Source organism: Haemophilus parainfluenzae (assembly GCF_003253005.1).
Lineage (GTDB): Bacteria > Pseudomonadota > Gammaproteobacteria > Enterobacterales > Pasteurellaceae > Haemophilus_D > Haemophilus_D parainfluenzae_M.
The window spans coordinates 44,739-64,269 of record NZ_QEPZ01000004.1 but is presented as its reverse complement, the minus strand read 5'-3'; the positions used below and the strand labels follow the sequence as shown (position 1 = coordinate 64,269).

Genomic DNA, 19,531 nt, shown 5'->3' with positions numbered 1-19,531 from the left:
TAGTTTTTAGCCTCGCAAAAACTAAAAACCACAAAACACGTTGTTATTACCATCCAGTGTTTGAACAATCAGTAGGATACGTTAGTGGTGGATAACAAAATGTTTAAATATTGGCATTATGACACAGTATGCAACATCTAATGTCTGACCAGTAGGTAACATTGAAACATAAGTTATTGGAAAGCTAATAACCTCAATGTGATATTTTGTACATCACTTAAGCAATAAATTGCATAATAAAATGGAACATCATGAGCAAAAGAGTTAACAAAAGCTTGCATGTCATCTAGTTTGTAACCACCTATTTCTAATTAAAACCAAGATAGGATAATATCTCTTAATTTTCTCTAACAATTTAAATAAGTTAATCTATTTATATAACAGTGATATAGTCGTTACACTTATATCTTTATCATAAAATTAATTAGTATGATGAGCTATTTAATCTGCTGATTTATTCTTGTATTTCCTCCTCATTCGCTCTAGACTATGCCCCATTTTTATCTTTCATGATTTACAATTATGCGTGTTTCTGACTTTCATTTTGACTTACCTGATGAGCTGATTGCTCGTTACCCTAAAGAAGATCGCTCTTCTTGCCGCTTATTACAACTCAATGGTGAAAACGGGGAAATTTCTCACCGCACTTTTACGGATGTATTGGATTTAATCGACGAAGGCGATTTGTTGATTTTCAACAATACGCGTGTAATCCCTGCTCGTATGTTTGGTCGCAAAGCCAGTGGCGGAAAAATTGAAGTGTTGGTGGAACGTGTTTTAAGTGAACATCATTTCTTAGCGCATATTCGCTCGTCAAAAGCCCCGAAAGAAGGTACTGAATTATTTTTAGGTGAAGATAAGCTCGGTGAAAATAATGGCGTAAAAGCGATTATGATTGGTCGTCAAGATGCGCTTTTTGAGGTGGAATTAGCGGATAAAAGCCGCAATGTGCTTGATGTGTTGCAAGAAATCGGTCATATGCCTTTGCCGCCTTATATTGATCGCCCTGATGAAGAAGCGGATCAAGAATGCTATCAAACCGTGTATAACAAAGTGCCTGGTGCAGTCGCTGCGCCAACAGCAGGTTTACATTTTGATGATGAGCTTTTACAAAAATTACACGAAAAAGGCGTTAATTTTGAATTTGTAACTTTGCACGTGGGCGCAGGTACATTCCAACCCGTACGTGTTGAAAATATCGAAGATCACATTATGCACGCGGAATATGTGGAGCTTTCTCAAGAAGTCTGCAATGCCATTATTGAAACGAAGAAAGCGGGCAAACGTGTTATTGCGGTAGGTACAACATCAGTGCGTTCTGTTGAAACCGCTGCTCTATCTGCAGAAGAAAATGGCAACCCAGATTTAATTGAACCTTATTTTTCTGATACGTCCATTTTTATTTACCCGGGCAAATCATTCCGAGTGGTGGATGCGTTAATTACCAACTTTCACTTGCCAGAAAGCACATTAATTATGTTGGTGTCTGCCTTTGCAGGCTTTAGCCACACCATGAACGCCTATAAAAGTGCGGTCGAAAATCGCTATCGTTTTTTCAGTTATGGCGATGCGATGTTCATTACTAAAAATCCCAATGTGAAAGGCTTAGAATAAGTGGTTTGACTTATTTTCAACCAACTCATAAAATACCTATCAGGAAGCCTGTACTAACAGGCTTTTTTATTGAACAACAACCTACGAACTGTTTATTCGTTGGAGCAAAAATGAAGTATGAATTAGATAAAACAAGCGGCAATGCTCGTCGTGGTCGCTTGGTATTTGAACGTCCACAAGGCACGTTCAGTGTAGAAACCCCTGCGTTTATGCCAGTGGGTACTTATGGCACAGTGAAAGGTATGACGCCAGAAGAAGTGCGTGCGACAGGTGCAGAAATTTTACTGGGTAACACCTTCCATTTATGGCTTCGTCCTGGACAGGATGTGATGCGTAAACACGGTGATTTGCACGATTTTATGCAATGGCATCGCCCGATTTTGACTGACAGTGGTGGTTTCCAAGTATTTAGTTTAGGTAAATTACGTAAAATCACCGAAGACGGCGTGAAATTCCAAAACCCAATTAATGGTGAACGCATTTTCCTTTCACCTGAAAAATCCATGGAAATTCAATATGATTTAGGGTCTGACATTGTGATGATTTTCGATGAATGTACGCCTTATCCAGCGACTTTCGATTATGCGAAAAAATCCATGGAAATGTCTCTTCGTTGGGCAAAACGCAGCCGCGATCGCTTTGATGAATTAGGCAATAAGAATGCCCTATTTGGTATTATTCAAGGTGGCGTATTTGAAGAATTACGCAAAGTATCACTAGAAGGTTTAGTGAATATTGGCTTTGACGGTTATGCGGTGGGTGGTTTAGCGGTAGGCGAACCTAAAGAAGATATGCACCGCATTTTAGAATACATTTGTCCACAAATCCCGGCTGACAAACCGCGTTATTTAATGGGCGTGGGTAAACCAGAAGATTTAGTAGAAGGTGTACGTCGTGGCATTGATATGTTCGACTGCGTAATGCCAACCCGTAACGCACGTAACGGTCATTTATTCGTGACTGACGGTATTGTTAAAATCCGTAATGCAAAATATCGCGATGATACTAGCCCGTTGGATCCTGAATGTGATTGCTACACCTGTAAAAACTACACCAAAGCCTATTTATATCATTTAGATAAATGCGGTGAAATTTTAGGTGCACGCTTAAATACCATTCACAATTTACGCTATTATCAACGTTTAATGGCGGAAATTCGTCAAGCTATCGAAGACGATCGTTTTGATGATTTTGTCGTGGAATTTTATGCTCGCATGGGCAAACCTGTTCCACCATTACAATTATCGGATAAATCATAATTGCTGAAAGTGCGGTAGAAAAATCCAATGTTTTTTGACCGCACTTTTTAACAAAGGAAACCCTATGCAAATCCTCGAACCTCAACAATTTGCCACTTGGAATGAACCGATTGATATGCTTTATGCTTGTCATAGCAAAGTGAAACGCTTTTGCAAGCAGCTCACAATTCTTCCTGGTTATTTAGAAAAAAATGGTGTGAATCAAGCTGTATTAAATGATGTGAAAACCATATTGCAGTATTTTAATCACGCTGCACCACTTCATCATGATGATGAAGAAAAAGATTTTTTCCCTGCTTTAATTGAAAAAGCACCTCAAGCGAAAGAGTCGGTGGATGAATTAGAACGACAACACGTCACCTTGCATGAAAATTGGGCAAAGCTTTCGGAGCAGCTAGAAGAATTGATTGCAGAGAAACGCACTGATGTAGATGAAAGGCTGATTACGCTGTTTGTGGCGAGCTATGATAGACATATTGCCCTTGAAGAGCCGCTATTTGAGCTTGGTAAGCAATATTTATCAGCAGAACAACTCACGGCTATGGGCAAAATTATGTTTGCGCGTCGCCAAGCTTAAATCATGAAATATCAATTAAATTTGACCGCACTTTCCTGCCCAATTCCACTTTTAACCGCGAAGAAGGCTTTGGCAAATTTAGCGCCAAATGATGAATTAATTTTGCAATTAAATCGTCAAAGTGCGGTAGAAAATTTTGTTGTGTTTTGTGAAGAAAATCAATGTGAATTAGTGGATCAACATTGGCTTTCCGAGCAAATCTTCGAAGTTTGCTTGAAAAAAATCAATTAATCCAAAAATTCTAGGTGTTATTGCCTTCATCGGCTTTTACTGAATGCCGTTTTATGGTATTTTACGCACACTTTTAACTTTTCATTTTATAAGGAAAACACAATGGAAGCACAAAGCCCAATGTCCACGTTATTTATTTTCGTGATCTTCGGTTTAATTTTTTATTTTATGATTTACCGTCCACAAGCGAAACGTAATAAAGAACACAAAAAATTAATGTCTGAATTAGCGAAAGGCACTGAAGTATTAACCGCTGGTGGTTTGATTGGTAAAATCACTAAAGTAACCGAAGGTGCTGAAATTGTTATCGCTTTAAACGATACTACTGAAATCACGATTAACCGTAACTACATCGTTTCAGTATTACCGAAAGGTTCTGTAAAATCTCTCTAATTTAAATTCCTAAAGGGAAAACTATGTTAAATCGTTACCCATTATGGAAGAATCTAATGGTGATCCTTGTGGTCGCCATTGGTGCTTTATACTCTCTTCCAAATATCTATGGTGAAGATCCTGCGGTGCAAATTTCCGGTACTCGCGGACAACAAGCAGACACCACCGCATTAACTGAAGTACAAAACGTACTGAAAGAAAATAACCTTCCAACCAAATCTATCGTTCTTGAAAATGGCTCTATTCTTGCCCGTTTCACCAACACAGATGACCAACTTCTTGCCAAAGATAAAATTGCAGAAAAACTTGGCAACAACTACACAACCGCATTAAACCTTGCACCGGCAACACCGGCTTGGTTAAGCAGCATTGGGGCTAACCCGATGAAATGGGGTTTGGACTTACGTGGTGGTGTACGCTTCTTAATGGAAGTGGACATGAATTCTGCGCTTGCTAAACGTCAAGAACAGTTACAAGACACATTACGCAACGAATTACGTAAAGAAAAAATTCAGTTTACGGCGATTAAAAATGGCGACAAATTTGGTACAACGGTCACATTAGAAAATGCTGACCAAATGTCAAAAGCAGCGCGTATTATTCGTCAGTTACACCCAACATTAGAAGTGTCTGATATTGGTGACAACACCTTAAACCTTGCTCTTTCTGAAGCGGCATTAACAGAATCACGTAACTTAGCGATCGAGCAAAACTTAACGATTTTACGTAAACGTGTTGCTGAATTAGGCGTAGCTGAAGCGGTTATCCAACGTCAAGGTGCAGAACGTATCGTAATCGAATTACCGGGTGTTCAAGATACTGCGCGTGCAAAAGAAATCTTAGGTGCAACTGCAACGCTTGAATTCCGCATTGTGAATTCGTTGGTGAACCCAGAATCAGCAGCGCGTAGTATGTTACCTTCTGACACAGAGATCAAATATGACCGTCAAGGTAGACCTGTTGCACTTTACAAACGTGCGGTATTGGGTGGTGAACACATCATCAACTCAAGCTCGGGTTTAGACCAAAACACCAGCACGCCACAAGTAAGTGTAACCTTGGATAGTGAAGGCGGCGAAATCATGTCGCAAACGACCAAGAAATACTACAAAAAACCAATGGCAACCTTGTACGTAGAATACAAAGACAACGGCAAAAAAGACGAAAATGGCAAAACCATTTTAGAGAAAAATGAAGAAGTCATTAACGTCGCAACCATTCAAGGTCGCTTTAGTTCTAACTTCCAAATTACTGGTGTAAGCAGCTCTGCAGAAGCTCAAAACCTTTCTATGTTATTAAAATCTGGTGCATTAATCGCGCCAGTGCAAATTGTTGAAGAGCGTACAATTGGACCTTCTCTTGGTGCACAAAACGTAGAACAAGGTATTGATGCAAGCTTCTGGGGCTTAATTGCCGTCATTGTCTTCATGCTGATTTACTATAAAATCTTCGGTATTATCGCAAGCTTTGCCTTGGTGATTAATATCGTTTTATTAGTTGGTTTGATGTCTATCCTACCAGGTGCAACACTCACTATGCCGGGGATTGCGGGTATCGTATTAACCCTAGGGATGTCGGTGGACGCTAACGTACTTATTTTTGAGCGTATCAAAGAGGAGATTCGTAATGGTCGTCCAATCCAGCAAGCCATTAACGAAGGTTATAACGGTGCATTCACCTCCATCTTCGATGCAAACTTAACTACAATTTTAACGGCAATCATTCTTTATGCTGTGGGTACTGGCCCAATTCAAGGCTTTGCGGTAACTCTTGCATTAGGTGTGGCAATTTCAATGTTTACGGCAATTACCGGAACACGTGCTATCGTGAACTTCCTATACGGCGGTAAACGTCTTGAAAAATTATCAATTTAGGTAGGATAAGATGAGATTATTTGCAAAAGATAAAAACGGACATTTTATCCGTGAAGTGAATGGGATTAAATTGCCATTCCCTCTCACTGAATTTATGAAAGTGAGATTTGTGGGATACGCATTTTCTGCGATTTTAATGGCGATTTCCCTCTTCTTCATTGTGACAAAAGGCTTCAACTGGGGCTTGGATTTTACCGGTGGTGTGGTATTTGATACTCACTTCTCACAACCGGCTGATTTAGAGAAAATCCGTGGCACATTAAATCAAAATGGTATTGCAAGCCCGATTGTACAAACAACCGGTTCTGTACAAGACGTGATGATCCGATTACCAGCTGATAATAACGATTCTGCCATTGGTGATCACGTTAAAAGCATGCTTCAAACGATTGATCCAAATATTCATATTAACAGTATTGAATTTGTGGGTCCAAACGTCGGTGAAGAACTGGCTCAAGGTGCTGTTTATGCGACCCTTGCGACTTTGGCAATGATGTTAATTTACGTTGGCTCACGTTTTGAATGGCGTTTAGGTTTTGGTGGTATTGCCTCACTTGCGCATGATGTGGTGATTACACTCGGTGTATTCTCTGCATTACAAATCGAAATGGATTTAACCTTCGTGGCAGCAATTCTTTCTGTTGTAGGTTATTCCATCAACGATAGTATCGTGGTATTCGACCGTGTGCGTGAAAACTTCCGCAAAATTCGCCGTGTAGAAACTATTGATATTATTGATATTTCCCTAACACAAACCTTATCGAGAACCATCATGACATCTCTCACAACGCTTCTTGTTGTGATTGCCTTGTTCTTCTTTGGTGGTCCATCAATTCATAACTTCTCATTAGCGTTATTAATTGGTATCGGTTTTGGTACTTACTCATCAATCTTTATCGCGATTGCGATTGCTTATGATATCGGCCTACGCCGTGAACATATGATTCCACCAAAAGTGGATAAAGAAATCGATGATTTACCTTAACCTATCGAACACAAGATAAAAAGAAAGCCACCATAGCGGTGGCTTTTTATTTCTAAAATAATGTCATTTTATGACCGTACTTTATTCGTTTACATCACCTAATAAAGCCGCATATTTCTTCGTTGATTCTGAGCTTTCCAATGTAATTTTAAACACCATTGTCAGTGGCACAGAAAGTAACATACCTACCGTACCAAGTAACCATCCCCAGAAAAGTAATGAAAAGAATACGACCAAGGTAGAAAGCCCTAAGGTTTTACCCATCATTTTCGGTTCAATAATATTACCGATCACAATATTTAATGCAATGATACCGACGGTTACGCCTATGCCCACACCAAATCCATTCAGCAATAATGCTTGCACCACAATAGGCACTGCAGCAATAATCGAACCAATATTCGGGATGTAATTTAATAAGAAGCTTAAGGTTGCCCATAAAATGGCATATTGGACATCCATCACATCCAACAAAATCCACGTCGAGATACCGGTAAGCAAACTAATCACTGTTTTCACGCCAAGATAACTAATCACACCGTCTAAGATACGATCAATATGATGTTCTTCCGCGACAACATCATGTTCATTATCACTTAACACTAAAGCAAGTTTATGCTTCATCGTCGGTGCTTCAAGTAGCATAAAAATCACCGCTAAGATCAACACAAAAACATTCGTCACGACACCAGAAAAGTTTAATAATAAACGGCTCACAAAGTTCATAATCACACTCGGATCAAAATGCTCCATAATGGCTTCGCGAGAAATCACAATCGGCAATTTCAGTTTTTGAGCTAACGCCATGACGTCATTTATACGCTCCGAAAGCAGCACTTTATATTGCGGAATAGAGCGTGTAAATTCTTGCACACTGCTGTTAATTAATCCCGCCAGGAAAAAGAATACAATTAAAATCAAAATAAACAACAAGGCAATCGCAATACCATGCGGCACTTTGCGTTGTGTCATTGCTTTAATCACTGGCGAACAAATAATGGCGATAAATAATGCCAATAAAAAAGGCACGACAATTTCTGCCGCCAGTTTAATTCCCGCAAACACAATCACTAAAGCTGCCATAGCGACTACAGTGCGGTTAAAATTTAAGTTTTTTTCCACTAAATAGCTTCCTCATTTTCTTCGCCTGTACGAACACGAATCACGCGTTCTACATCATAAACAAAGATCTTACCATCACCGATTTTGCCAGTTTGGCAAGTTTCAACAATGGTTTCAAGGCATTGCTCAAGCAAATCATCTGGCACGACAATTTCAATTTTCACTTTAGGCAGAAAATCCACCATATATTCTGCACCACGATAAAGCTCTGTATGCCCTTTTTGGCGACCAAAACCTCGAACTTCAGTCACCGTCATTCCGCTGATACCGACATCGGATAAATTTTCACGCACATCATCTAATTTAAATGGTTTAATAATGGCTTCAATTTTTTTCATCTTATTTCTCCAAATTTTCGCGTCGTGCGGCTTTCGGGCGGAAGCTTGTAATCACTTCAGGCTTGGTATCAATATAAATACCATCGATTAATTGCAAGCAGTAAGGCACCGCACTAAAAATCCCTTTCACTAAGACCTTGCCTTGCTCATCTTTCACGCCTTCTAAAATCTCTTTAATGGCTTTTGGTTGCCCAGGCAAGTTCAAAATTAGGCTGTTTTTACGAATCACACCAACTTGACGAGATAAAATCGCTGTCGGCACAAAATGTAAACTCACTTGGCGCATTTGCTCGCCAAATCCAGGCATTTCACGATCGGCTACCGCTAACGTTGCGTCAGGTGTCACATCACGTTTTGCTGGCCCGGTACCACCTGTTGTAAGCACTAAATGACAATGGTGCTCATCCACTAATTCTTTCAGTGTTTGTTCAATTAATGGCTGCTCATCTGGAATTAATCGAGTTTCCACTTCAAAAGGATCCACCAACGCTTGTTCTAACCATTGTTGTAATTCGGGAATCCCTTGATCTTGATACACACCACTTGATGCACGGTCTGATACTGAAACCAAACCAATTTTTAAAAGTGCGGTCATTTTTTTCCTCATTTTTATACGCTATAAACAGCGTCATTCTACCCTATTTTATCTTTTACCAAAGCATAAAAAAGCCATTTAGCTTTCACTAAATGGCTTTTCATTTTACAAATTATTGTCTGGCTTGAACTTTACCATCCACATAATCCATGGTGACCACTTTACCTGGTAATAATTGACCAGATAGAACTTGTTGAGCCAAGCTGTTTTCGATCTCTTGTTGGATTGCACGTTTTAATGGACGCGCCCCATAAATTGGATCGTAACCCACTTCACCAATGAAATCTAATAACGCTTCGGTAAACACTAATTCGTAGCCACGAGTTTCCATACGTTTTGCTAGACGTTCTAATTGAATGCTTGCAATCGCACGGATATTGTCTTTGCCAAGTGGATGGAAGACCACCGTTTCGTCAATACGGTTGATGAATTCTGGACGGAAATGTTGGCTCACCACTGACATCACTAAGGCCTTCATTTCGCCATAGCTTTCGTCTTTGCTGCCTTGGATTAAATCAGAGCCCAAGTTAGAGGTCATAATAACAACGGTGTTACGGAAGTCTACTGTACGACCTTGACCATCCGTTAAACGACCATCATCCAACACTTGTAATAAAATGTTGAATACATCCGCATGTGCTTTTTCCACTTCATCAAGCAAAATTACCGAATATGGACGACGACGTACAGCTTCAGTTAAGTAACCACCTTCTTCATAGCCAACATAGCCTGGAGGTGCCCCCACTAAACGAGATACGCTGTGTTTTTCCATAAACTCTGACATATCAATACGCACCATCGCATCTTCACTGTCAAAGAGGAATTTCGCCAAAGTTTTGCAAAGCTCGGTTTTACCTACACCAGTTGGACCTAAGAATAAGAAAGAACCAATTGGACGGTTAGGATCAGAAAGCCCTGCACGACTACGACGAATTGCGTTAGCTACGGCATTGACTGCTTCCTCTTGGCCGATCACACGTCTGTGCAATTCTTCTTCCATGCGTAAGAGTTTTTCTTTCTCACCTTCCATCATTTTAGAAACTGGAATGCCGGTTGCTTTAGAAAGTACTTCCGCAATTTCTTCATCAGTCACACGATAACGTAATAGGCTCATTTCTTTGCCTTCACCGGTTTCAGCGGCAGCAAGTTGTTTTTCCAATTCTGGAATACGACCGTATTGAAGCTCAGACATTTTACTTAAATCGCCAGCACGACGCGCTTGCTCCATTTCAGTTTTCGCTGCATCTAACTCTTGTTTGATGTGTTGAGAACCAGAGAGTGCTGCTTTTTCTGACTTCCATACTTCTTCAAGTTCGGCATATTCACGTTCTTTATCAGAAAGTTCTTTTTCTAACATCTCTAAACGTTTACGGCTGGCTTCGTCCTCTTCTTTTTGTAATGCCTGTTGTTCCAATTTTAATTGGATGATACGGCGCTCAAGACGATCGAGCGGCTCTGGTTTAGAGTCAATTTCCATACGAATGCTAGAAGCTGCTTCATCGATTAAGTCGATGGCTTTATCCGGCAATTGACGATCGGAAATATAACGATGTGAAAGTGTTGCCGCTGCTACGATTGCTGGGTCAGTAATATCTACATGGTGATGGATCTCATAACGCTCTTTCAAACCACGTAAGATCGCAATGGTATCTTCGACACTTGGCTCATCCACAAAGACTTTTTGGAAACGACGCTCAAGTGCGGCATCTTTCTCGATATATTGACGATATTCGTCTAGTGTTGTTGCACCCACACAGTGTAATTCACCACGTGCTAAACTTGGTTTTAATAAGTTACCGGCATCCATCGCACCATCAGTTTTACCTGCACCAACCATGGTATGGATTTCATCAATAAAGAGGATCACGCGACCTTCTTCTTTTGATAACTCATTTAAAACAGCTTTTAAGCGCTCTTCAAACTCACCGCGATATTTCGCACCGGCAATCAGTGCACCCATATCTAAAGAAAGTACACGTTTGTTTTTTAAGCCTTCAGGCACTTCACCATTAACAATACGTTGTGCCAAACCTTCCACGATAGCAGTTTTACCTACACCAGGCTCACCGATTAATACTGGGTTGTTTTTGGTACGACGTTGCAATACTTGAATCGCTCGACGAATCTCTTCATCACGACCAATAACGGGGTCAAGTTTGCCACTTTCAGCACGAGCTGTTAAATCAATAGTATATTTTTCAAGAGCTTGTCTGCTTTCTTCTGCATTTTGATCGTTCACGCTTTGTCCTCCACGAATATGTTGGATCGCTTGTAGAATTTGTTCTTTTTTCGCACCACATTTTTTCAAAATGTCATTTAATGCGCCTCGCTCTTCAAGCGCTGCTAATAAGAACAATTCACTAGAAATAAATTTATCTTGTTTTTGTTGAGCTAATTTGTCACATAAATTCAATAAGTTAAGTAATTGACGAGAAATTTGCACATCACCGCCATTACCCGACACTTGGGGCAATTTATTCAATTCGGCATTTAATTCATTACGCAGTAACGCCACATTCACACCACTGGTCGTTAAAATTGGTGCAATTGAACCATCTTGTTGATTTAAAAGTGCGGTCAATAAATGCACTGGTTCGATAAACTGATTATCTTTACCTAGCGCCAATGACTGTGCTTCACTGAGTGCTTGTTGGAATTTAGTGGTAAATTTTTCAATATTCATATCTTCTCCTGCATCAAATACTCGGGGTCATCCCCTTTATGAGTAATTAGATAAGACCCTTTTTTGGTATTTCAAGAGAAAAAATCGACAATTTTTAATTTTTTCTATCAAATTTTACTTCTTGATAGGTTTAAGCAACTAAGATTTGATGAAGTGGCACGTCCCATACTTCTGTTGGAAGTTGTTCGACTTGCTGACATTGATGAGCTAATCCTACGGGGATAAAAGAAGAATTTCGCCAATTTTGTAAAGTGCGGTCATAAAAACCACCGCCCATGCCTAGACGATTTCCTTGTTTATCAAACGCGACGAGTGGCGTAAAAAGAATATCTAGCTCTTTCAAAGGCAATACGTTTTGTACATTAAGTTTGGGCTCCCAAATACCAAACTTATTTTTCAGCATCGGTGTCTCAGGCAAATATCGTAAGAACAAAAGATGATTAGGATTGAAAGGGTGCAATACCGGCAAATAAACGTATTTATCTTGTGCCCAAAGGGTTTTGATAAGTTTATCCGTGGAGATTTCACCATCAAAGGAAACATACAAGGCAATATGCTGCGCATTTCGTTCTTCAATTAATGCAAGCGATTGTTGAGTGATGGAATCTTCCGCCTGTTGCTGCTGAAGTGCGGTCAAATTTGCTCGTGTTTTACGAATTTGTTGACGAAGTTGAGTGCGAAGCGCTTGCTGTGTTGATTTCATTCGATTGGAAAGAATGGATTTTAAAGGAAGGTCCCAGAGTGCCGCTACGAGTAGTAGTCCTTGAACCCGACGGTCCAAGGAAACCGGTAAGGCCATTTTTAGGTTTCTTTAGTCCAATGACAAAGTCAAAGGTCAAGCCTACACACCAATGGCGGGAAACCGATTTATAAAGTTCTAAGTATCGGCTCAGGGACATAACCCATCCACGAACACCCCAGGAAATCTTTTAGATTTATACTAGCTCAATTTGACTAGTTTGACTAGCCTTTATTTGAATAATTTGCTTATTCAAGCACGTCCCACAAGGGACGGGATTATTTTTTAACCGGTTGAATTAAATCAGACTCTTCCGGTTTTTTCACATCTGCAAACTGTTTATCTTTATTCGCATCGATGACTTGTTGAGTTTGACTTGCTAATTGTTGTAAACCCATTTTCTCGTATGCTTCTTTCATTAAGAATAAACCTTCGTAAGTCGCTTTAGCATCCGGATATTGTTGCAACATACCCACTACACGGTTTGATACCGCAACCCACGCATCACGTTTTGCATAGAATTTCGCAATTTCTAATTCATGACGTGCTAATGAGTCTTTAATATATGCCATACGTGCTACTGCATCTTGTGAATATGGGCTATTTGGGAACGCACTCACTAAGCTTTGGAAGTTAGAAAACGCCGTTTTCATTGAAGTTGTTTCATGCGTTGCACGATCAATACCAAAGAAATCTTGAATCATATTATCGGCCGTTGCTAAGTTTGTTAAACCCGCCATATACACTGCATAGTCACGGTTTGGACTTTGTGGGAATTGGTGTAAGTAGTTATCTACGGTTACCAAAGTGGCTGTGTAATCTTGCGTTTTATAGTTTGCATAAATTAAATCAAGCATTGCTTGTTCTTGGTAAGTACTACCAGGAAAACGCTCTGTCGCTGCTTTTAAATAACGAATCGAGTCAGAATAGCTTCCTTCTTGCAATGCTGCAGCCCCTTTTGCATAAAGATCATCAACAGAAGCTTGCTCTACTTCTTTATTACCACTGCTACAAGCTGCAATAGCGAATGAGGTCAATGCAATAAGCGCGAGAGATTTTATTTTACGCATTCTTTTTTCCTTAATTTTTACGAAAATCAATAAATAAGTTACAATTAGCGAATATTGTATAGAACATTACACAATAAGCCAACTTTTTAAATTTTTAGATGGATTTTTTATGCCACAAATGACCTTAACGGCTGAAATTCAGCCCGAACAAATGGGACAGCGTTTAGACCAAACCCTCGCAGAGTTGTTCCCAGAATATTCCCGTTCGCGTTTAAAAACCTGGATTGAAGCAAAACAGGTAAAAATGAACGGTGAAATTGCCGATATTCCCCGTGCAAAAGTTTATGGCGGAGAGCAAATTGAAATTTCGGTAGAAGTGGAAGATGAAAACCGTTTTGAGCCACAAAATATTCCGCTCAATATCGTTTATGAAGATGACGATATTATCGTGATTAACAAACCTAAAGATCTTGTGGTTCACCCTGGTGCAGGCAATCCAAATGGCACGGTACTTAACGCGCTACTCTATCACTATCCACCTATTGCCGAAGTACCGCGCGCAGGGATTGTGCATCGTTTAGATAAAGACACAACGGGTCTCATGGTTGTCGCTAAAACGATTCCTGCACAAACGAAACTTGTGCGTGATTTACAAAAACGTAAGATCACTCGTGAATACGAAGCCGTTGCGAGTGGCATTATGACCAAAGGTGGCACCGTAGATCAGCCAATGGCTCGTCATGCCACAAAACGCACATTGATGGCGGTTCACCCAATGGGTAAACCAGCTGTGACGCACTATCGCATTATGGAGAATTTCCGTAATTACACCCGCTTACGCTTACGTTTAGAAACGGGCCGTACTCACCAAATTCGTGTTCACATGGCACATATTGCACATCCACTATTGGGTGATCAAACTTACGGAGGCCGCCCTCGCCCACCTAAAAATGCAAGCGAAGCCTTCACTGAGGTGCTACGCAATTTTAAACGCCAAGCCTTACATGCGGTTATGTTGCGTTTAGCTCATCCTATCACAGGTGAAATGATGGAATGGTATGCCCCATTGCCAGATGACTTTGTCGAATTACTGCATGCCTTAAAAGCGGATTACCTCGAACACAAAGACGAGTTGGATTACTAAGATGAAAACCATTGTTCCAAACTGGAATGTTCCACCACATATCCAAGCTTTTACAACCACAAGAGAAGGTGGCGTAAGCCTGTCGCCTTTCGATAGTTTCAATTTGGGTGCTCATGTCGAAGATGATAAAAGTGCGGTCAAAACTAACCGCACTTTATTAGTCGAAAAATTTAATCTGCCACATTTCCCGTTGTTTTTAACTCAAACGCACAGTACTCGTGTGATTACTATACCTTATGAGGGCAATAATTTCGAAGCTGATTCGGTTTACACCAATCAACCTAACCAAGTATGTTTAGTGATGACGGCTGATTGCTTGCCGGTTTTATTCACCAATAAGCAAGGGACTGAAGTAGCTGCGGCACATGCGGGCTGGCGCGGACTCTGTGATGGTGTATTAGAAGAAACCGTGAAATGTTTCCAATCTGCCTCCGAAGAGATTATTGCGTGGTTTGGGCCTGCTATCGGCCCCAATGCATTCCAAGTTGGCAAAGAAGTGATTGAGCAATTTATGGCTTTTGATCCGATTGCAGAAACGGCTTTTCGACCAGTTCCGAATGAATCTGGAAAATACCTCGGCAATCTTTATCAAATCGCCACACAACGCCTCAACAAATTAGGTATTACCCAAATTTACGGTGGTGACCATTGTACATTCACTGAAAAAGAGAGCTTCTTTTCCTATCGTCGAGATGGCCAAACAGGTCGAATGGCGAGTCTGATTTGGATAAAAAAATAACCCTATCAATACAACAAACCGCACCTTAAAGTGCGGTTTATTTTTGGCTTATTCTGAACAGTTTTCGAACCAACTTTCTAAAATCAAGCAAGCAGAAATCCCATCTACTTTACCTTTATTAAGAGCACGATAACCACCACGCTGAAAAATTTCATCTCGAGCAGAAACCGTCGTTAAGCGCTCATCTTGCAGTTCGACTTTGATACCGAAACGACCATTTAAGCGATTAGCAAATTTTTTCGCACGAAGTGTTAAATCTTGCTCGGTGCCATCCATATTTAAAGGTAATCCCACCACAATAACATCAGGTTTCCAGTCTTTTAAGCATTTTTCAATAGCATCCCAATTTGGAATCCCATCTTGTGCTTTAAATGCAGGTAAGGCTTGCGCCGTCCCCGTGATACTTTGCCCGACGGCACAACCAATGCTTTTTGTGCCAAAATCAAACGCGATTGCCGTGATGCCCATTAACTATGCCCTACTTGTGAAAAGACAAAATTATGAGGATTAATCCCCAATAATTGATTCGCGGCGGGATAACGATCTTCATAAATGGTTTCAAATAAAATAGTGTCTGACGCTGGCGCAACTAGCCATGCATTATCTGCAATCTCTTGTTCTAGCTGTCCCGCTGTCCAACTTGCACAACCGAGCGCAACAAGATATTTTTCGGGCGCATCCTCTGAACCAAAGGTTTCCACAATATCTGCCGAAGTGGTCAGAAACATCTCATCAGTAATTTTATAACTATGCTCAAATTCTTTCACAGTTTTCTTATGCAGAATAAAACCACGCTCAGAATGCACTGGACCACCCGCAAGCACAAGTTCATTGCTAAAAGTGCGGTCATTTTTCATCATAAAATTCATTTTTGAATACAACTCAGCAATGCTTAAATCGGTGGGTTGATTAATCACTAAACCCATCGAACCTTGCTCATTATGCTCACACATATACACCACGGTATTTTGAAAATAATCCTCCAACTGTGGCATCGCAATTAAAAATTGCCCTTGTAAATCCATCATTATCCCAAATCTCCAAAACAAATTTGCAACGCACTAATCGCCGCTAAAGAGGCTGTTTCTGTACGTAACACACGCTTTCCTAATAAAATTTCAGTAAATCCTTGTTGTTCAGTTTGAGCGATTTCTTGAGGTGATAAACCACCTTCTGAACCAATAAGTAAACGAACCCCTTCTTTTGGAATGGAAGGTAAGGTTTTAATAGAATATTGGGCTCTTGGATGTAAATTCAATTTCAACGCGCCATCATTTTCTGCACACCAATCTTGTAATTTCATTAACGGACGAATTTCTGGTACTACATTACGGCCACATTGTTCACAAGCTGCAATGGCAATTTTTTGCCATTGTTGGATTTTCTTATCCATGCGTTCGCCATCCAACTTCACGCCACAGCGTTCTGACCATAATGGTGTAATCACATTCACGCCCAACTCTACGGATTTTTGAATGGTAAATTCCATTCGATCACCGCGTGAAATAACCTGCCCTAAATGAATCGATAAATTCGACTCTTTATCACTTAATTCACAACCAAGAATGTCTACTTTAACGGCTTTTTTGCTCGCTTCAATAATTTTCGCTGGATAAATATGATTACTTCCATCAAATAATTCAATTTGCTCACCTTCAGTCATACGAAGCACACGTCCTACGTGATTAGCCGCATCCTCTGAAAGTTGGCAAGTAGATTGATTTTTAAGGGATTCGGGATGATAAATTCTTGGAATACGCATAATATTGAGTCTTTGATATAAGGAAAAAGTGCGGTCATTTTCAACCGCACTTTTAATATTATTCTGCTGCTATAAATCTTTTGGCAAACTTTCTAAAATGGCTCGCCAGTAAGCGGAAGTAACGTGCTTGTGTTTACGAATACAGTCCACCACCAAATCTGACTGGCCTTTTTCGCAAATCTCACGCAATTCAACATAGAAATCATGTGTCACTTGGCGATGTTTTTCGTCACTAAAGAATAGCAAACCAATTTTATGATAAACCCCACGTAAGCTATTGAAAATTAAACGATAGAAAGGTTTATTAGCCATTACGGTAAACTGACGAAATAAGGCATAGTCAAATTCCATGTAGCTTTCAGCGGTATTCTCTAAAGAATCCATTCCTTTGAACAAGGCAGCTGAGGCTTTAGGCGAATTTTTTACTGCCTCATAAATATAAGATTCCGACATACGACTACGCAATGACAACATATTTTCAATGATTAACGGTGCACTTTGGCGATCTAAGGTAATTAAAGTTTCAATGATGCTTGGACCTGCTGTATCCCAAATATCATTGACTTTTGTCGGCTTGCCGTGTTGAATGGTAAGCCAGCCATCACGAGCCAAACGCTGTAATACTTCACGTAATGTGGTGCGTGTGACGCCGATTTTATCAGCTAAATCACGCTCAGAAGGAAGATTAGTGCCTGCGGGAAATACATTATCCCAAATACTTCTAACAATATATTCTTCGGCAAGAGCGGCTGGGCTTTGAGCCCGTAAAAGGGTATTATCTGTTTGCATGAGTATGAAATAAATATAAAAAAGCCTAAAAAGATCAAAAAAATGTGATTTATTGAATAAATCTTTAACTGGTCTATTATCCTTTAAAGCAGTATATATTACAATGATAGGACTATAAAAAACGGAGTTCAATATGACTTACACACAAGCATTTATGAAAAACTTTCTGGGCTCGAGCCCTGATTGGTATAAATTAACTATTATTGCCTTCTTGGTAATTAATCCAATTTTATTCTTTTGGGTAAGCCCATTTGTGGCGGGCTGGGTACTCGTCGCCGAGTTTATTTTCACCCTTGCTATGGCATTAAAATGCTATCCTCTTCAACCGGGTGGTTTATTAGCCGTTGAAGCTATTGCTATTGGTATGACGAATGCAGAGCATGTTAAAGCCGAGATCATGGCAAACTTTGAAGTGGTGTTACTTTTAATCTTTATGGTGGCCGGTATTTACTTTATGAAGCAACTTTTGCTTTATGTGTTCACCAAATTATTAGTCCGTATCCGTTCTAAAATCGTCCTCTCTTTAGCATTCTGTTTCAGTGCAGCATTTCTTTCAGCGTTCTTAGATGCGCTGACTGTTGTGGCTGTAATCATCAGTGTTGCCATGGGTTTCTATGGAGTTTATCACAAAGTCGCATCAGGTAAGACACTACAAGATGCAGTTGATATTTCCGATGATAACAAAATTAAAAATCACGAAACTCTCGAAAAATTCCGTTCTTTCTTACGTAGCTTAATGATGCATGCTGGTGTAGGTACCGCGCTCGGTGGTGTAATGACCATGGTGGGCGAACCACAAAACTTGATCATTGCAGAACAAGCCAAATGGAACTTCATTGAGTTCTTCTTCCGTATGGCGCCAGTAACCATCCCTGTATTTATCTGTGGATTACTCACTTGTGTTTTAGTTGAAAAATTTAAAGTATTCGGCTATGGCGAAAAATTACCAGAAGAAGTATGGAAAATCTTGGCTGATTTAGATCGCGAAAATGCACAAAAAATGTCTAAACAAGATAAGATTCGTCTTTCTGTTCAAGCGGTTATCGCGGTTTGGTTAATCTTAGGTTTAGCCTTCCACTTAGCGGCTGTCGGCTTGATTGGTTTAAGTGTGATTATTCTTGCAACGACGTTTACTGGTGTAACCGATGAGCATGCCATTGGAAAATCATTCCAAGAAAGCTTGCCTTTCACTGCATTATTAGTCGTATTTTTCTCTATCGTTGCGGTGATTATTGATCAAAAACTCTTTGGTCCAATTATTCAATTCGTATTAAGTTCTGAAGAGAAAACACAGTTAGCGCTATTCTACGGTTTCAACGGTTTACTTTCTGCGATTTCTGATAACGTATTCGTTGCAACGGTTTACATCAATGAAGCAAAAAATGCGCTTACAGCTGGAGCAATTGCACCGCACCAATTTGAATTACTTGCGGTCGCAATCAATACAGGTACAAACTTACCTTCTGTAGCAACACCAAACGGTCAAGCCGCATTCTTGTTCTTACTGACATCGTCTCTTGCACCGTTAATTAAACTTTCTTATGGTAGAATGGTCTATATGGCATTACCTTACACCATCGTATTAACCGTGGTGGGTTTCCTTGCTATCGAATTTATCTTACCAGGTATGACAATTTTGCTTGCGGACCTTGGCTTAATTCTTCCTATTTAGTGAAG

Annotated in this window: 20 protein-coding genes and 1 other RNA gene; 10 read left to right on the top strand and 11 right to left on the bottom strand. The window is 40.1% G+C overall.

Annotation, left to right across the window (positions count from 1 at the left end):
* Window positions 1-522: 522 nt before the first annotated feature.
* The 7 genes from queA to secF all read left to right on the top strand — a co-directional run bounded on the left by queA (window position 523) and on the right by secF (window position 6,933).
* On the top strand, window positions 523-1,614 hold the full coding sequence (queA, locus tag DPV97_RS05980) for a tRNA preQ1(34) S-adenosylmethionine ribosyltransferase-isomerase QueA (protein ID WP_070712881.1): 1,092 nt from the start codon (window positions 523-525) through the stop codon (window positions 1,612-1,614).
* Between the two features lie 110 nt (window positions 1,615-1,724).
* Entirely contained in the window at window positions 1,725-2,873 is a 1,149-nt protein-coding gene (gene tgt / locus DPV97_RS05975) for a tRNA guanosine(34) transglycosylase Tgt (protein WP_070712883.1), read from the top strand.
* Between the two features lie 64 nt (window positions 2,874-2,937).
* Window positions 2,938-3,450 carry a hemerythrin domain-containing protein gene (locus tag DPV97_RS05970; RefSeq protein ID WP_065243811.1) on the top strand — a complete coding sequence of 171 codons (513 nt, stop codon included), beginning with the start codon at window positions 2,938-2,940 and terminating at the stop codon, window positions 3,448-3,450.
* A 3-nt stretch (window positions 3,451-3,453) separates the two neighbouring features.
* Window positions 3,454-3,681, top strand: a complete 228-nt coding sequence (locus DPV97_RS05965) for a sulfurtransferase TusA family protein (RefSeq protein ID WP_070712885.1) — start codon at window positions 3,454-3,456, stop codon at window positions 3,679-3,681.
* 102 nt (window positions 3,682-3,783) lie between these two features.
* Window positions 3,784-4,074 (top strand): preprotein translocase subunit YajC, encoded by a 291-nt coding sequence (gene yajC, locus DPV97_RS05960; protein WP_005695468.1) that lies wholly within the window; start codon window positions 3,784-3,786, stop codon window positions 4,072-4,074.
* A gap of 23 nt (window positions 4,075-4,097) precedes the next feature.
* Window positions 4,098-5,948, top strand: a complete 1,851-nt coding sequence (secD, locus tag DPV97_RS05955) for a protein translocase subunit SecD (protein ID WP_070712887.1) — start codon at window positions 4,098-4,100, stop codon at window positions 5,946-5,948.
* A gap of 10 nt (window positions 5,949-5,958) precedes the next feature.
* Window positions 5,959-6,933 carry a protein translocase subunit SecF gene (gene secF, locus DPV97_RS05950; protein ID WP_070712888.1) on the top strand — a complete coding sequence of 325 codons (975 nt, stop codon included), beginning with the start codon at window positions 5,959-5,961 and terminating at the stop codon, window positions 6,931-6,933.
* A gap of 81 nt (window positions 6,934-7,014) precedes the next feature.
* Here the strand turns inward: secF and DPV97_RS05945 are convergent, their stop codons facing one another.
* From DPV97_RS05945 to DPV97_RS05915, 7 genes are all read right to left on the bottom strand, one after another.
* The gene (locus tag DPV97_RS05945) at window positions 7,015-8,055 is read right to left on the bottom strand and encodes an AI-2E family transporter (protein WP_070712889.1); all 1,041 of its coding nucleotides are present in this window, start codon (window positions 8,053-8,055) and stop codon (window positions 7,015-7,017) included.
* Complete coding sequence (gene glnB, locus DPV97_RS05940; RefSeq protein WP_070712891.1) at window positions 8,055-8,393, bottom strand: nitrogen regulatory protein P-II; 339 nt, start codon at window positions 8,391-8,393, stop codon at window positions 8,055-8,057. The genes DPV97_RS05945 and glnB overlap by 1 nt, the downstream gene beginning before the upstream one ends.
* A 1-nt stretch (window position 8,394) precedes the next feature.
* The gene (gene mog / locus DPV97_RS05935; RefSeq protein WP_070712892.1) at window positions 8,395-8,988 is read right to left on the bottom strand and encodes a molybdopterin adenylyltransferase; all 594 of its coding nucleotides are present in this window, start codon (window positions 8,986-8,988) and stop codon (window positions 8,395-8,397) included.
* Window positions 8,989-9,100: 112 nt separating this feature from the next.
* Window positions 9,101-11,671 carry an ATP-dependent chaperone ClpB gene (clpB, locus tag DPV97_RS05930; protein ID WP_070712894.1) on the bottom strand — a complete coding sequence of 857 codons (2,571 nt, stop codon included), beginning with the start codon at window positions 11,669-11,671 and terminating at the stop codon, window positions 9,101-9,103.
* A gap of 130 nt (window positions 11,672-11,801) precedes the next feature.
* Complete coding sequence (locus tag DPV97_RS05925; protein WP_070712918.1) at window positions 11,802-12,374, bottom strand: 5-formyltetrahydrofolate cyclo-ligase; 573 nt, start codon at window positions 12,372-12,374, stop codon at window positions 11,802-11,804.
* Window positions 12,375-12,400: 26 nt separating this feature from the next.
* Window positions 12,401-12,598, bottom strand: a non-coding RNA gene (gene ssrS, locus DPV97_RS05920) — 6S RNA.
* A 90-nt stretch (window positions 12,599-12,688) separates the two neighbouring features.
* Window positions 12,689-13,480, bottom strand: coding sequence for an outer membrane protein assembly factor BamD (locus DPV97_RS05915; RefSeq protein WP_111382924.1), 792 nt, complete (start codon window positions 13,478-13,480; stop codon window positions 12,689-12,691).
* Between the two features lie 109 nt (window positions 13,481-13,589).
* Between DPV97_RS05915 and rluD the strand changes: the two genes are divergently transcribed.
* A complete protein-coding gene (rluD, locus tag DPV97_RS05910) occupies window positions 13,590-14,564 on the top strand; it encodes a 23S rRNA pseudouridine(1911/1915/1917) synthase RluD (RefSeq protein ID WP_049384559.1) in 975 nt (324 codons plus the stop codon).
* Window position 14,565: 1 nt separating this feature from the next.
* A complete protein-coding gene (gene pgeF, locus DPV97_RS05905) occupies window positions 14,566-15,303 on the top strand; it encodes a peptidoglycan editing factor PgeF (protein ID WP_070712897.1) in 738 nt (245 codons plus the stop codon).
* Window positions 15,304-15,351: 48 nt separating this feature from the next.
* On the opposite strand, the gene ruvX is transcribed toward pgeF, so the two are convergent.
* From ruvX to fadR, 4 genes are all read right to left on the bottom strand, one after another.
* Window positions 15,352-15,771 carry a Holliday junction resolvase RuvX gene (gene ruvX, locus DPV97_RS05900; protein ID WP_049369530.1) on the bottom strand — a complete coding sequence of 140 codons (420 nt, stop codon included), beginning with the start codon at window positions 15,769-15,771 and terminating at the stop codon, window positions 15,352-15,354.
* Complete coding sequence (locus DPV97_RS05895) at window positions 15,771-16,331, bottom strand: YqgE/AlgH family protein (protein ID WP_070712899.1); 561 nt, start codon at window positions 16,329-16,331, stop codon at window positions 15,771-15,773. The genes ruvX and DPV97_RS05895 overlap by 1 nt, the downstream gene beginning before the upstream one ends.
* Window positions 16,331-17,065, bottom strand: coding sequence for a 16S rRNA (uracil(1498)-N(3))-methyltransferase (gene rsmE / locus DPV97_RS05890; protein WP_049362330.1), 735 nt, complete (start codon window positions 17,063-17,065; stop codon window positions 16,331-16,333). The genes DPV97_RS05895 and rsmE overlap by 1 nt, the downstream gene beginning before the upstream one ends.
* Window positions 17,066-17,134: 69 nt before the next feature.
* A complete protein-coding gene (fadR, locus tag DPV97_RS05885) occupies window positions 17,135-17,854 on the bottom strand; it encodes a fatty acid metabolism transcriptional regulator FadR (RefSeq protein WP_070712901.1) in 720 nt (239 codons plus the stop codon).
* Between the two features lie 133 nt (window positions 17,855-17,987).
* Here fadR and nhaB point away from each other — a divergent pair, with 133 nt between their 5' ends.
* A complete protein-coding gene (nhaB, locus tag DPV97_RS05880; RefSeq protein WP_070712902.1) occupies window positions 17,988-19,526 on the top strand; it encodes a Na(+)/H(+) antiporter NhaB in 1,539 nt (512 codons plus the stop codon).
* Window positions 19,527-19,531: the final 5 nt, after the last annotated feature.